Annotated in this window: 11 protein-coding genes; 3 read left to right on the top strand and 8 right to left on the bottom strand. The window is 47.2% G+C overall.

The features are described from left to right. Positions 1-114: 114 nt before the first annotated feature. The 5 genes from ACFQ3W_RS05200 to ACFQ3W_RS05180 all read right to left on the bottom strand — a co-directional run bounded on the left by ACFQ3W_RS05200 (position 115) and on the right by ACFQ3W_RS05180 (position 7,150). Positions 115-2,385: a type IA DNA topoisomerase gene (locus ACFQ3W_RS05200; RefSeq protein WP_379317344.1), complete on the bottom strand. Its 2,271-nt coding sequence runs from the start codon at positions 2,383-2,385 to the stop codon at positions 115-117. Between the two features lie 163 nt (positions 2,386-2,548). Then, the gene (locus ACFQ3W_RS05195; protein WP_379317342.1) at positions 2,549-4,036 is read right to left on the bottom strand and encodes a glutamate synthase subunit beta; all 1,488 of its coding nucleotides are present in this window, start codon (positions 4,034-4,036) and stop codon (positions 2,549-2,551) included. 171 nt (positions 4,037-4,207) lie between these two features. Then, positions 4,208-4,696 carry a dihydrofolate reductase gene (locus ACFQ3W_RS05190; RefSeq protein ID WP_379317340.1) on the bottom strand — a complete coding sequence of 163 codons (489 nt, stop codon included), beginning with the start codon at positions 4,694-4,696 and terminating at the stop codon, positions 4,208-4,210. Between the two features lie 39 nt (positions 4,697-4,735). Then, on the bottom strand, positions 4,736-5,530 hold the full coding sequence (gene thyA / locus ACFQ3W_RS05185) for a thymidylate synthase (protein WP_379317338.1): 795 nt from the start codon (positions 5,528-5,530) through the stop codon (positions 4,736-4,738). 135 nt (positions 5,531-5,665) lie between these two features. Continuing rightward, positions 5,666-7,150, bottom strand: a complete 1,485-nt coding sequence (locus tag ACFQ3W_RS05180; RefSeq protein WP_379317336.1) for an alkaline phosphatase family protein — start codon at positions 7,148-7,150, stop codon at positions 5,666-5,668. 492 nt (positions 7,151-7,642) lie between these two features. Here ACFQ3W_RS05180 and ACFQ3W_RS05175 point away from each other — a divergent pair, with 492 nt between their 5' ends. From ACFQ3W_RS05175 to ACFQ3W_RS05165, 3 genes are all read left to right on the top strand, one after another. Continuing rightward, on the top strand, positions 7,643-8,467 hold the full coding sequence (locus tag ACFQ3W_RS05175) for a hypothetical protein (RefSeq protein WP_379317334.1): 825 nt from the start codon (positions 7,643-7,645) through the stop codon (positions 8,465-8,467). A gap of 259 nt (positions 8,468-8,726) precedes the next feature. Next, positions 8,727-9,011 carry an ArsR/SmtB family transcription factor gene (locus ACFQ3W_RS05170; protein ID WP_379317332.1) on the top strand — a complete coding sequence of 95 codons (285 nt, stop codon included), beginning with the start codon at positions 8,727-8,729 and terminating at the stop codon, positions 9,009-9,011. Positions 9,012-9,015: 4 nt separating this feature from the next. Then, positions 9,016-11,499: a DsrE/DsrF/DrsH-like family protein gene (locus tag ACFQ3W_RS05165; RefSeq protein ID WP_379317330.1), complete on the top strand. Its 2,484-nt coding sequence runs from the start codon at positions 9,016-9,018 to the stop codon at positions 11,497-11,499. 52 nt (positions 11,500-11,551) lie between these two features. Here the strand turns inward: ACFQ3W_RS05165 and ACFQ3W_RS05160 are convergent, their stop codons facing one another. From ACFQ3W_RS05160 to lpdA, 3 genes are all read right to left on the bottom strand, one after another. Then, complete coding sequence (locus ACFQ3W_RS05160; RefSeq protein WP_379317328.1) at positions 11,552-12,241, bottom strand: hypothetical protein; 690 nt, start codon at positions 12,239-12,241, stop codon at positions 11,552-11,554. A gap of 206 nt (positions 12,242-12,447) precedes the next feature. Continuing rightward, positions 12,448-12,915, bottom strand: a complete 468-nt coding sequence (locus ACFQ3W_RS05155; protein WP_379317326.1) for a VOC family protein — start codon at positions 12,913-12,915, stop codon at positions 12,448-12,450. A 189-nt stretch (positions 12,916-13,104) separates the two neighbouring features. After that, entirely contained in the window at positions 13,105-14,520 is a 1,416-nt protein-coding gene (lpdA, locus tag ACFQ3W_RS05150; RefSeq protein ID WP_379317324.1) for a dihydrolipoyl dehydrogenase, read from the bottom strand. Between the last annotated feature and the right edge of the window lie 3 nt (positions 14,521-14,523).

The following is a 14,523-nucleotide window of genomic DNA, read 5'->3' as shown; positions in this document are numbered from 1 at the left end:
ATACAATTGTAAATGTACAAAATGCCAGTTAGTCCCCATGAGAAAAACTCGTTTTGAACTAAAAAGTGCGAGCTGCTAGAGAGAAATATCTCCAGTAAGCTCGCACTTTTCTTGTTATTCGGTTGGCTGAAGTTCAAGCTTTCCGGTGTTTCGGTCGGTCAGCAAAATACGTCCTTTCACGTCACCGTCCGCTTGTTTGAAGGTTAAAACCTGGGTTTGACCCTTGTCAAGCAGGGCGTTCAGCATCGTGGGCGAGATCTTCTTACCGGCGAACTCTTTCCAGATGACAAACCCGCAGCCTTGCTTGTAGTGCGTGCAGCCAAACCCTTTGCGGCCCTCGATGATCTGACCGCCGCAGCCTTCACGGGGACAGGCCGCAAGCGGCTGCAGTCCGCCTGATGGGGCTGTTTTAGCGGAGGCTCCGGCTTTATCTTTCACCGCTGCGCTTGACGAATTCGCCGTTTTCGCCCGCTGCCCTGACCCGGCAGAGCTGGCTCTACCGCTGCTCTTCCCTTTTGGTTTATCATTGTCCTCGGTACCAAACAAGGAGGCGTCCACCTTTTGCTGCGAACGGACCTTGTCGATGATCGAAACGGTAAACCGGCGAACATTGTCCATAAACTTTTCCCGGGCGGCTTCGCCCTTGGAAATTTGGTACAGTCTTCGCTCCCATTGTCCGGTCATCTCCGGCGAGGTCAGCAGCTCGACGCCGGCGCGGCGGATCAGCTCGATCGCTGTTTTTCCTTTTTGGGTAACGGTTATTTTTTTACCCTGCATCGTAATGTATCCGACATTTTTGAGCCGTTCAATCGTTGCTGCCCGAGTGGCTGGTGTCCCGAGCCCGGCATCCTTCATCGCATCGCGCAGCTCCTCATTCTCTAAATGCTTGCCCGCGCTCTCCATCGCCTTCAGCAGCGTGCCTTCCGTATAGTGCTTCGGCGGCTGGGTTGCTTTCTCTTTCGCCTGAGCGTCCACACATTTTACAGGCTTATCACGGTCTATTTGAAACGGCTCGCTAACGAGCTCCTCGGTATCCTCTTCATCCTCTTTCTTCTTGCCGCGCCCCGATGATTTACTTCCTTCATCACCAGGCAGGCATACTTTCCAGCCCAGGGAGAGGAGTTCCTTTACATTCGTTTTAAACGTTTCCCCTTCCACTTCGGTCAGCACCGTATGCTGCTTGTATTCGGCAGGCGGATAAAAATGCGACAGAAATCTGCGGATGACGAGGTCATATATATTCTGCTCTTCTTTACTTAATCCCCCCGCTCTCTTGAGCGTAGGCAGAATCGCATGGTGATCCTCTACCTTAGTGGGATTACAGACTGATTTATTCCCCACATGAACAAGCCTCGGGTTCCCTCCTTCGGCAAGTGCCTGATAAGGCGTCGATTTCAGCATGTGCAGCACCTTGTGCATGCCGTCGATGTTTTGCTCCGTCACATAGTTAGAGCTTGTCCGCGGGTAGGATATGACCTTGTGACGTTCATACAGCGCCTGTGCCAGATCCAGTGTTTTTTTGGCAGAATACCCGTACTTGGCATTAGCTTCCCGCTGCAATAAGGTCAGGTCATAGAGCTTGTAAGGATACTCCTTCGTTTCTTTAACCTCGTACTCGGTGATCCTTCCGGACTGTCCCCGGACTTTATCCGCAATACCTACTGCTTTCTCCCCATCCGTCAAACGATCGCCCTGCCACGTTCCGGCATATTTGCGACCCTCTTGATCAAACTCGGCTTTGATCTCATAGTAGGTCAACGAATCGAAATTCTCGATTTCCTTCTGACGATCATAAATAAGCGCCAACACCGGAGTTTGCACTCGTCCTACCGACAGCAGCGTACGGTGTTTTGTCGTGAACGCCCGGGTCGCATTCATCCCGATGAGCCAATCCGCCTCACTGCGAGCTCTGGCAGCCAGGGTCAAATTCTCGAACTCTGACGCTTCGTACAATTCCGCAAATCCTTTTGCAATACTCTCGCTGGTCAAATCCGAAATCCACAGCCGTTTGACTGGCTGGGTCAGATTCAACTGCTGCTGAATCAAGGCGAAAATATACTGGCCTTCCCGCGCGGCGTCACAGGCATTGATAATTGCATCGCAGCGTCTCGATAGTTCCCCAATCGTCTTCAACTGATCCTTCGTGTTTGGGTTCGGAACGATTCGGAAAACGTCAGGCATGATTGGCAGATCACCAAAGTTCCATCGTTTATATCTATCATCGTAAGCGTCCGGTTCAGCCAATCCCAATAAATGACCGATCGCCCACGTAATGATGTATCGTTCCCCCTCGATAAAGGATCGGTTGTTCTTCGCTTTAGGTTCAATGACCGCAGCAATCGTCCTTCCCATATCCGGTTTTTCGGCAATCACGAGCGTTTTCATACTTAGGCGTCCCACTTTCTTTCTCTCTAGTACAAGTATTTCGTTTTCCCCGAAAAAAAGAGCCGCGCTCCGCGCAGCCCTGTAAGCTATACTCTATTATACCATATCGTAAATTATCGTCGTCAATTCATAAATTCATAGAAATGATATTCATGAAAAAATGTTAGGCAAGCACGGTCGAGCCCATTAAAAACTTATCGACTTCACGCGCAGCTTCCCGGCCCTCGTTAATCGCCCAAACAACAAGGCTTTGTCCCCGACGCATGTCCCCGGCGGCAAACACCTTATCTACATTCGTCTTGAATTGTCCGTATTTAGCTTTTACGTTCGTACGGCGGTCTTTCGCAAGTCCAAGCTCATCGGAAATAAGCGATTCCGGTCCGTCAAAGCCGATGGCAATGAGTGCCAGCTGAGCAGGGAAAACACGCTCAGTACCCGGAATCGGTTTATAAATTTTACGCCCGGTTTCATCGACAATCCGCTGAATTTCGATCGTGTGCAGCTCCTTCAAGTTCCCATTCTCGTCCCCGACGAACCGCGTCGTCATGATGGAGAATTCTTGCGGATCGTGGCCGAACAACGCCTTGGCCTCCTCCTGAGCATAATCCAGCGTATATATGTTTGGAAACTGCGGCCAAGGGTTATGAATGGGATCGCGTTCAAGCGGCGCCTTAGCATGCGTGCCGAATTGCGTAATGCTGCGGCAGCCATGGCGCAGCGCTGTTGCTACACAGTCGGAGCCCGTATCGCCGCCGCCGATCACGATAACATCTTTATCTTTCGCAGACAAAAACTCACCGTCCTGCAGCCCGGTCTCAAGGTAGCTCTTAATCGTTCCGTTTAAGAAAGGCATCGCGTATCGAACACCGTTCAAATCGCTGCCTTCAATGTTAAATTCACGCGGCTTCGTCGCTCCGCCGCACAATACTACGGCGTCGAATTCGTCAACGAGCTGCTGAGCTTTAATATCCTTACCGATTTCCGTATTCGTCACGAACTTGACGCCTTCGGCCGCGAGCAGGTCTACGCGGCGCTGGACGACATGCTTATCCAGCTTCATCGTCGGAATCCCGTACATGAGCAAGCCGCCGATCCGATCGGAGCGCTCATAAACGGTCACTTCATGGCCCGCTTTATTAAGCTGAGCCGCGCAAGCGAGTCCGGCAGGACCGGAGCCGACGATAGCTACTCTGCGGCCTGTCCGCTTCTCCGGAGGCTCGGGCACGACCCAGCCTTCTTCAAATCCTTTATCGATAATGGCCTGCTCGATCGTTTTGATCGTAACAGGCTGTCCGATTAAACCGACTGTACAAGATCCTTCGCAAGGCGCTGGGCAGACCCGTCCGGTGAATTCTGGGAAATTGTTCGTTTTATGAAGGCGCTCGAGCGCATCCTTCCACAAGCCTCTATAAACGAGGTTATTCCATTCCGGGATCAGGTTGTGCACTGGACAGCCGGAGGTACCACCCGTCATATCGATGCCTGTGTGGCAGTACGGGGTTCCGCAGTCCATACAGCGGGCACCTTGTGTTCGCAGCTCTTCCTCAGCCATATGTTTATGAAATTCTTCCCAATCATGTACCCGTTCGGACGGGCTCCGGTCACCCGGGAGCTCTCGCTTGAACTCCATAAAACCAGTTGGTGTTGACATCTATAAGTACCCCCATCCGTAAGCTTCTAATAAAAAAATAATATGAGTTTCTCGTCCAAATCGATTAACGGACATGTATCTCTAATCCGCAATCAGTTTATATTGATGTTAGCACCCGGGCATAACGTTATTAATGGATTATTGATATGATAATTTGCACTATTCATCACTTTATTTACATCGGTTGTATGTCAAAAAGCGATAGTCATATGGGTTTTTCTCATCACGGATTCCTTTTTGCTCATGGACTAATTCAAATTGCTCCAGATCAAAATGCGGGAAAAATACGTCCCCTTCGATATTTTCATCGATGCGGGTCATAAGAAGCCGATCAGCCAGCGGCAGGAAATGCTGGAACACTCCCGCACCCCCGATGACCATAAGTTCACCGTTCTCGGCGTATTTTAAAGCTTCCTCGACGGAATGCACAACATCGGCTCCTTTTACTTCATAACCGGCATCCCCTGTCAATACAACACTATGACGATTAGGAAGCGGCTTGCTCCCCATGGACTCCCAAGTTTTTCGGCCCATGAGGATCGACTTTCCGGTTGTCTGTTCCTTAAAGAACTTCAAATCTGCCGGAAGCCTCCAAGGCAGTTGGTTATTCCGTCCGATGGTCCCGTTTTGGGCCATCGCCCAAATGAGCGTAATTCCCACAATGTCACCGTCCCTTTTCCTATTTACATTATATTTTTACTAGACAGCCACCGTGGCCTTAATCGTAGGGTGATATTGATAATCTACGAATTCGAAGTCCTCATATACATAGTCAAAAATCGATTCCGGCTTACGTTTGATGACGAGCTTCGGAAGCGGATAAGGCTCTCTTTCAAGTTGGGTTTTGACTTGCTCTACATGGTTGTTGTAGATGTGAACATCGCCCCCGGACCAGATAAACTCCCCCACCTCCAGATCGCACTGTTGAGCGACCATATGCGTTAAGAGAGAGTAGCTTGCAATATTAAACGGAAGTCCGAGGAACGTATCTACAGAGCGCATGGTAAGCATGCACGATAGCTTGCCATCCGCCACATAAAATTGGAACACAAAGTGACACGGAGGGAGCTTCATATTATCAACTTCTGCTACATTCCAGGCGCTTACTAAATGACGGCGTGAATCCGGATTATTTTTAATGGACTCTACAACAGCGGCGATTTGATCAATTTTGCGACCGTCCGGGGCTTCCCAAGAACGCCACTGCGAGCCATACACCGGTCCAAGGTCGCCGTTCTCGTCAGCCCACTCATCCCAAATTCTAACACCGTTTTCTTTTAAATACGCAATATTCGTTTCGCCCTTCAAGAACCAGAGCAGCTCATGAACGACGGATTTAATATGAATACGTTTAGTAGTCATGAGTGGAAAGCCCTGGCTTAAATCAAAGCGAAGCTGTCTGCCGAATACCGAACGCGTTCCTACGCCGGTTCTATCATCCTTGGCTGTACCGTTCTCCAGGACGTCCTGCAATAAATCCAAATAGTTTCTCATCTATTAACACCCCGTCACATTTGTGTAATCTAATCTATTATAACAGACTGCTTCTATGGATTGAACGGCCAGTTCATTTTCGTTTCAGGATTTAATATGATTTACAGCACAGTAGATTAACGAATCGTAATTAACTTATTTCTTTTGTTCGCTTAACAGCTTAATCAGAAATCGTTTTAAATCTACGATACGTAAATGTTCTGGTTTTTGATCCGTCCCATTGATGATTAAAGGAACAAATGAGGCGGATTCATCCAATCCTCCATGAGCCCCCCCACTCCGGTGGGTCGGAGAACTGGTCTCGGCCAATTCATATCCCGGTTTCGCCGTAATTACCAACAAATTGTCTGCGTGAGAATGTAGTGAGCTGTAAATTCTTTGCAAAGCATCGGGATACTTGCCATAGGACAATTTATGTTTGCCCGTCTTCAAATGAAGGTCCAGTACATCTATATCCTGCTCAACAGTCCACCGCTGATTGTAGGTATCCACCCATGCTCCACCCTTTTTAAACTTGAGTTCCTTGGTCGAACCACCCTGCATGCTATAGATCCAATCCTTCTCCACCCATGAGATTGTATCAATTCGTTTGTCCGCTCTTAATGTCTCAGTGATTTTGCGCAAGGGAATGCTCTTCTTCAGATTATAAACGTAGGACATGGTGTCATTGACACCAAGTACGATTTCCGTAGCATCCGATACGTCTTCACCAGGCTGCAAAACGTTATAATCCCGCAAAAGGGACGGCAAATGAACTACAGCGTCTTTTCCGGCCGGTAGCACCTGAGACATGCCACTATCACCTGCTACAATAAAGATCGTTTCCTTGATCGCCTTTTCCGGTGAGCCAAACGACTGTAAGAGGGAATAAATACTCTGGTCTGCTTTGATAACCCCTTCGAGCTCGGAGGGACCGTTTTTATGAATGGTACCATCGAGATCAGGCAAATACACAAATAGGAAATCCGGTAATTTTTTTGCCTTAACCAAATATTTTACCGTCTCAACAGCATATTTATTATTCATCCCCAAATCCTCAGTGGGTCCCACCGGCAAATCCTTAATTCCAACCAGTGGATTCGACAAGACCCCTAGGGTGAAAAAGTCCGGCCCCTTAACGGATATTTCCTTAGGCAGAGTAGTGATTTCACCAATTGGAGACGGTAAAGTTAATCGGTGATTTGCAGCTCCCCGGTAGATCAAACCGTTAATAGAGCCCGAGGTTAGACCCATACGATGCAACTCCTCATGAAGTGTAGGAATCGCAGGATTCAAATGTTTTTGGTTCAAATCGATAAGTGCATGTGAAAGAACCGTTACAACTCCATGCTTCATCACCTCCAAAGGTCCTGAGCCATAGCTGATCACTTTTTTCTCTTTTGGAGAATACCAGCTTAGTCCGGGAAGATGGTGTTCGTCAGGGAAAGTTCCGGTTAGGAGCGAGCTATCAATCGAAACGGACATGGTAGGAAAAGAGCTGACCATGTTATTGTAATACTGGCCATGCTCGATCAAAAATCGAAAAGCCGGAAGTTTGTTTTGTTTAAGCCCACGGTCGATCGCCTGAGCCATTAACGAATCCACCAGCACATAAATGACCTTCTTATGTATTTTCTGCACTCCATTAGACTTGATGCGGACCAAATCCTGCTCCTTGGGCGCGCTTTTGTGGCTCTGACAACCGGTTATTGCTAGGCAGAGACATATCATGAGTAATAACCTTTTAGTTCCTGTAAGCTTCATCAACATAATTCACCAACCTTTAAGAGAATGTAGATAGCCTGACGCTTTGAAAAGACTACCGAGCCTAGATCGTGATTAGTATGCCAATTCCGCCCATATCAATTCCAATGTTAATTCACGGCAGGCAATGCCAATAACCGAGAACATTCGTTCTTGTTATTATTGACATTTTCCATATTTAAGGGTATAGTATAAAAAAATCCAAATCTGTTGTTAGGATGTGCGAGCGAAGCACCTCGCAAGAATGGCTGTTATGCCTTTCTTGGGGGTGCTTTTTTGTGTTCTTTAGTGCTTATATTGCACATCATTCAAGCCATTTTTGCAACAGATTAGGATGCATTACCAATATTAAATGGGAGTTGAAAAAAAGTGAAAAACCAGAAGATGAAGTTTACGTTCACTGCAATTAAGAAGGTTCAAACCCGAGGAAAGAATGTTAAATGGATGGTGACTATCCTTACCGCAGCCTCTATCTTTCTAGCAAGTGCTACTCAGACCATAGCCGCCACAACTCAATGGGACATTGCCTGGGAAGGATTAAACGCCTTACATGATCAAGTATCACTGCTGAAGATGACCCTTGAACAAGAAAGCAACGCTATTAAAGAGCTACGAAAGCGCAACAATGAAGCGCTGAAAACAGTGAATACCAAAGTGAAAACAATCGATCAGGCGCTCCTGAACCGATTGCAAACCGAGGCAAAAAGTGCGGAGAAGAAACACGCCCCACTCCTGGATCAATATACATCGATTAGTAAACAGGCAGCGGCCGCAAAGAAGAGTAAAAACAAAACATCAGCTGATCTACTGGATTTGAAACGCAACCAACTCAAGGTATCAGCTACTGCAGCCCGTTCAGAAATAAAGACGAAGAAAACGGCCTATTCCTCAGCCAAGAATCAAGCTTCTGCCAAGATAAAAGTTGTCAAGGATGCACTTGTTCCGGTCCAAAACGTAAAAAAGCAAATCGCCGCCGAAAACAAAAAAATCGCTCAGGTACGAAAAGCCCTCACCGCTTCAGATAAAGCATATAGATCAAGCGTAAAAGATGGAAATGCCGTTTCAGCCATGATTCATTTAAAGCTCGTCTATGATTTGACGGGTCAAATTCATGCCTTGCAAACCAAGATTTTTAACTGGGAGAAGGAGATCAGTCGGCTCATCACCGCTGCCTCAACGAAAATTCCGGCATAGGAATTAGTTAGTGGCTGAAGTATAGCTAAAAAATTACAGGTGGGATCTCCCACCTGTAATTTTTGTGCTTTCCAATATAAAATGCTAGAAGTGGTGAAATAACACCAGCTATTAAAACCCAACGCCAACCATTAAATCAACAAAAACGACATACTTGACTATATAAATTTTAGTCAATCAGATTGGCTTCACTTTTTCTGTATTGCTATATTGTAATATTACGATATAATGATATTACAAGAAGCGAGGTGAAGATCGAGTGGATAACAACTTTAAAGCTTATCAGGAAGCCGCCGATATCTTAAAAGCGCTGGCTCATCCTGTCCGGCTCTGTATCGTACGAGGGCTGCTCGAAAAGAAAGAATGTAACGTCACCTATATGCAGGAATGTCTTGATCTGCCGCAATCGACAGTCTCGCAGCACTTGCAGAAGCTGCGCAGTTTAGGCATTGTCGAGGCCGAACGCACAGGACTAGAAGTCAATTATAAAATTGCCAACGAAAGAGTTTTAAGGCTTATAAACACGCTATTTGAGGAGGAATAAACTCGTGAGTAAAAAAGTACTTATTGTCGGCGGTGTTGCAGGTGGCGCTTCAGCAGCCGCAAGACTACGCCGATTGGATGAAGACGCGCATATCGTTATGTTTGAGCGAGACCCTTATATTTCTTTTGCAAACTGCGGTCTCCCCTACTATATCGGCGATTCCATCAAGGATCGCTCTAAATTGCTGGTACAAACCCCTGAAGCGATGCACCAGCGGTTTAATATCGACGTTCGAACAGAAAGCGAAGTTATTGGAATCAATCCGGGAGCAAAAACGGTGCGTGTTCGCAGCAAAGCGCGCGGCGATTATGAAGAAAGCTACGATGCGATAATTTTGTCGCCAGGTGCCAAGCCGATTCGTCCGAATTTGCCAGGAATTCAAAGTGAGCGGATTCACACCGTACGGAACATTCCGGATACAGACCGCATCAAGAAGCGTGTAGCGGAAGACAGAATCGCATCCGCGGTCGTCATTGGCGGCGGTTTTATCGGTGTTGAAATGGCCGAAAACCTTAAGGAAGTCGGAATTGATGTGACATTGATTGAAGGCGGCCCGCAAATTCTTGCTCCTTTTGATCCGGAGATGTCTAATCTGCTGGCAAAAGAGCTGGAGGAGCACGGAGTTAAGCTGCTATTCTCTCAACAAGTTACTGGATTTAGGGAAGTAGGCGCGCAAATCGAGGTACAAACCGCTGCCGGAATCACACTTGTGAGTGACATGGTTATTTTGGCGATTGGCGTTGCCCCGGACACGGCTTTCCTGAAGGATTCCGGTTTGGAGTTTGGACCGCGGGGTCACATCATCGTAAACAACAAAATGGAAACGAATCTGGATCAAGTTTTCGCGGTGGGCGATGCTGTGGAAGTGACGGATTTCGTCAATGGGAACAAGACAGCGATTCCGCTGGCCGGTCCGGCAAATAAGCAAGGCAGAATTGCTGCCGATAATGTTTGCGGGCTAGGAACAACGTATAAAGGCTCACAAGGGACTTCTATTATTAAAGTATTTGGCTTGACGGGGTCTTCCACCGGTAATAACGAGAAAACGCTGCAGCGCTTAGGGCTCCCGTATCATGTAACTTATGTGCACCCGAATTCACACGCTTCCTACTATCCGGGTGCCACACCGATTACGCTCAAACTGCTGTTCCAGGACGACGGAGTTATTCTCGGGGCTCAAGCCGTCGGTTTTGATGGCGTTGATAAGCGGATCGACGATATCGCTACGGTCATTCGTTTCCGCGGAACGGTAACGGATTTGACGGAGCTTGAGCTGGCTTACGCTCCTCCTTATTCCTCGGCGAAAGATCCTGTGAACTTTGCCGGATACACAGCAGAAAATATTTTGACTGGTCGGACAACTGTTTTTGGACCGAAGGAATTGGATAATAGAGATGAGCAAACGACAATTCTAGTAGACGTTCGTTCTGAAATGGAGCATGCAAACGGCCATATTCCAGGGTCCTTACTGATTCCAGTCGATGAGCTGCGCAGTCGTCTTGACGAATTGGATCCGGCGAAAGAAATTTGGGTCTATTGCCAAGTTGGTTTACGGGGGTACACCGCTTCGAGAATTTTGCAGCAAAAAGGCTATAAAGTGCGCAACTTAACAGGCGGTTACAAAACCTATCAAATGGCCACCTATGTGCCAGGAAAAATGAATTCCCTTACCCCACCGACACCTCAACAAGCTCAGGCGGAAATCGCCGCGGCTTCTGCGGTATCGGTAGATCCCAGTAAGCCGATTCATGTGGATGCGGAGCTTGACGCCTGCGGTCTCTGCTGCCCTGGTCCACTGGTGCAAGTCAAGCAAAAGATGGATCAACTCAAGGAAGGTCAAGTTTTACATGTGACCGCATCTGATCCAGGATTCTATGAAGACGTACAGGCTTGGGCCACCATGTCCAAAAACCGCATGATTCAGGTGAGCAAAAATGCAAATGGTCTGATCGAAGCATACATGTGCAAGGAAGGCGCAGTACCGGCCGCCGATTCTTCTTCGCAAACAGCGACTTCGCCGGAGGGAACAACGATGGTCGTGTTCAGCGGCGACTTGGATAAGGCAATTGCTTCCTTTATCATCGCAAATGGAGCAGCAGCAAGCGGTAAAAAGGTAACCCTTTTCTTTACCTTCTGGGGGCTGAATATCCTCCGGAAATCAGAAAAGGTTCAGGTGTCCAAGAGCTTTATAGGTAAGATGTTCGGGACGATGATGCCGCGTGGCAGCCGCAAGCTGTCCCTCTCCAGAATGAACATGATGGGAATGGGTACTAAAATGATCCGCAGTGTCATGCGCAGCAACAACGTCTCCTCGCTTGAGGAATTGATGGAAACCGCCATTCGTCAAGGCGTGGAAATCGTCGCTTGCCAAATGTCCATGGACGTGATGGGCATCAAGAAAGAAGAGCTGATCGATGGCGTTAAAATCGGCGGTGTCGGTTATTATCTCGGCAAAGCCGACCAATCGGGCATTAATTTGTTTATCTAGTATGAATCAAAATGTAGGCAGGGCCGATCAACTCTCGGTCCTGCCTTTTAGATTATTGCTTCTTTTTTACAAACTTGCTTCCATCAAAAGAGTACATCGTTAGTGTAGTTTCTGGTTTCCCGATTTCTGTAGTACCATCGTCCGCCAGCTTTATTACCGTTTCCCAGGCATACAGGATATTATCCGAGTCAAGCAGCTGGTACCCGCCTGCTACTTTGGAATAAGCTCCAGAGACCATGGCATTCATTTCCTGCAGCCTACCATTCCAGGCCTCAACCCACTTCCCCTTCTGCAGGTACCACAAATGTGCGATTTTGACATCCAGACCGCTACCGCCGGTATTCTCTACGGTCTCAAACATCATTTTGCCTCCTACTGTTACAGGTAATCGCATTTCCAGGGAATCCACCTTCCATTCCTTTTCGGCGATCATTTTCAGATTGTTTCCATTCCGATCAAAGATGAAAAAGCTTCCCAAATGCGATCCTCCAGTACTGGAAGCGATTACTTCAAGCTCTTTGTCTGTGTCCAGCTGAACCTCCTTAAAGGTGAGCTCCTTTAAGTAATATTCAGACTTTCGTCCTTGGGTTTCGATTAATTTGGTCACTTGCTGCAGTGATAACTTAGCCTTTGAACTCATCTTTTGGGGCTTCGGATATTCCGCGTTGGCAGAACTGCCCCAGACTATTCCTCCCCCCACCATTAAAATAAGACATATAGCTGCCGCTCTTACGATCTTCATTTTCCGCATATATATTCATGTACTCCCTTTCACCCTATTTTATCTATTGTATCAATACCTAGAGATATACAAGTTTCCACTTTGTTACCAAAAGATTAATGGAGTAGGAGGGGGCTAGCGCCCCCTCCTACTCCATTACTTTAAACACCTTGGATAATCTCATGTAGATTCATTTTTTGCATTAACACGTCCAGATTAGGGACCTGTCACTTCTGTAATTTAAGACTCCTTCCGTGATTCTTCTCCCATTCTTCCCAAGCAACTACACCCAGCTCAGGTTGAGGTTCATCAGGTAATACGGAAATAAACTCTAATGAGTGTCCGTCTGGATCAGAAAAATAGATGGAAACGGCAGGCATCCAACCGAATACAAACGGATCTTCAGTACCATCGTCCAAAAAATTACGGACTTGAAGACCTCTCTCTTTGAGCCAGGGAACAATGCATTTCATTTTTTCATTAGATGTTTCAAAAGCATAGTGTTGACGAATGATTTGGGCAGGTTCTTTTTCCCACAGCCCTAACATCGCCTTTCCACGTTCACCAAGCCAATAGAAACGACACCGCCTTGAGTCCTCATACGCCAATGTTAGTCCTAAAGTATTCTCATAGAACTCAGAAGCCCTTTCTAAATCGGATACGTTAATATGAGTTTCAAACAGACCTTCAATCATGGATAATCACCTCAATTTATCTTACTTGTTAAAATGATACCATATTGTTATTTATATCCTTACTATTACATAATACAACGAGGACGATGAGAAGGGAAAAGAAAAAGGGGCAAGACCTAACAAACGGCCTTGCCCCAATAATTAGGAGATTGTCCACCCTTAGGAGGAGTGGGAGATAACAATTAAGAATTAACGAGAGATGACGTGAATTGGATGACCTTCAACCAGTTCAGCGGTTTCCATTACGATTTCACCAAGCGTTGGATGCGCATGGATCGTCAGGGAAATGTCTTCAAGGGTTGCACCCATTTCAATAGCCAGACCGAGTTCAGCGATCAGGTTGGAAGCTTCGATACCAACGATTTGAGCGCCAAGTACGACGTTGTTCTCTTCGTTGGCAACGAGCTTGATGAAGCCGTCAGGATGGTTCAAGGAAGTGGCACGGCCGTTACCTGCAAACGGGAATTTGCCGGCTTTTACTTTAAAGCCTTTTTCCTTCGCTTCTTTTTCCGTGTAACCTACGCTGGAGCATTCAGGATCGGTAAATACCACGGCTGGGATTGCTTTGTAATCTACGACGGAAGGAAGACCGGAAATGACTTCAGCGGCAACCTTACCTTCGTAGGAAGCTTTATGGGCTAATGCCAGGCCAGCGACGATATCGCCAATTGCAAAGATTTTCGGGTTGCTCGTACGTCCTTGATGGTCTACTTTAACCAAGCCACGGTCGGTCAATTCAACACCAGCCAGATCCAGGCCGAGATCACCATCCGTATTTGGACGACGGCCAACAGTTACCAGCAAGTAATCTGCAGTTACTTCTTTGCTTTCGCCGTTTACTGAATATTTAACAGTTACGTTTTTATCCGTTTGTTCTGCGCTTTCCGCTTTAGCGTTCGTAACGATCTCGACACCGGTTTTTTCCATGCTCTTGGCAACAAGACGAGTCATATCTTTATCAAAGCCAGGAAGCACGGTATCCATACCTTCGATGATCGTCACTTTTGTACCGAATTTGGAGAACATTTGCCCAAGCTCGGCACCGATGTAGCCGCCACCGATAACGACCAGGCTGCTAGGAATTTCTTGCAGCTCCAGAGCTTCGGTCGAGGACAGGATACGTCCACCGAATGGGAAAGGTTTCAATTCGATCGGACGGGAGCCAGTTGCCAAAATGCAATGTTTGAAACGGTAACGTGGTGATTCATGTTCGTTAAAGGCACGTGCTTCGGTTTCGTTGATGAACATCACTTCACCGCTGAACACTTCAACTTTGTTGCCTTTGAGCAGGCCCGTAACGCCTTGGGTCATCTTTTTAACAACGCCGCTTTTGAACTCTTGAGTTTTCTTGAAGTCCACTTTGACGTTTTCTGCCGTAATCCCAAAAGCATCGCCGTGCAAAGCCGATTCATATTGATGAGCTGCGGAAATGAGCGCCTTGGATGGAATACATCCACGGTTCAAGCAAACGCCGCCGAGCTCGGATTTGTCGACGATAACCACTTTTTGGCCCAGCTGGGCGGCACGAATGGCCGCCACATATCCGCCAGGACCGGCACCTACTACTAATGTATCAATGTCAAGAGAAGCGTCTCCTACTACCATTGC

The organism is Paenibacillus puldeungensis (assembly GCF_042678945.1).
In the GTDB taxonomy this organism is placed as follows: Bacteria; Bacillota; Bacilli; order Paenibacillales; family Paenibacillaceae; genus Fontibacillus; species Fontibacillus puldeungensis.
The sequence above is the reverse complement of the archived record's forward strand: the minus strand, read 5'-3'. Positions and strand labels throughout refer to the sequence as shown.

What these genes read in the sequence shown, in the direction of transcription:
- ACFQ3W_RS05200 (WP_379317344.1), bottom strand. Translation starts at nt 2,385, where the DNA reads ATGAAAACGCTCGTGATTGCCGAAAAACCGGATATGGGAAGGACGATT.
- ACFQ3W_RS05195 (WP_379317342.1), bottom strand. Translation starts at nt 4,036, where the DNA reads ATGTCAACACCAACTGGTTTTATGGAGTTCAAGCGAGAGCTCCCGGGT.
- thyA (WP_379317338.1), bottom strand. Translation starts at nt 5,530, where the DNA reads ATGAGAAACTATTTGGATTTATTGCAGGACGTCCTGGAGAACGGTACA.
- ACFQ3W_RS05160 (WP_379317328.1), bottom strand. Translation starts at nt 12,241, where the DNA reads ATGAAGATCGTAAGAGCGGCAGCTATATGTCTTATTTTAATGGTGGGG.
- ACFQ3W_RS05155 (WP_379317326.1), bottom strand. Translation starts at nt 12,915, where the DNA reads ATGATTGAAGGTCTGTTTGAAACTCATATTAACGTATCCGATTTAGAA.
- lpdA (WP_379317324.1), bottom strand. Translation starts at nt 14,520, where the DNA reads ATGGTAGTAGGAGACGCTTCTCTTGACATTGATACATTAGTAGTAGGT.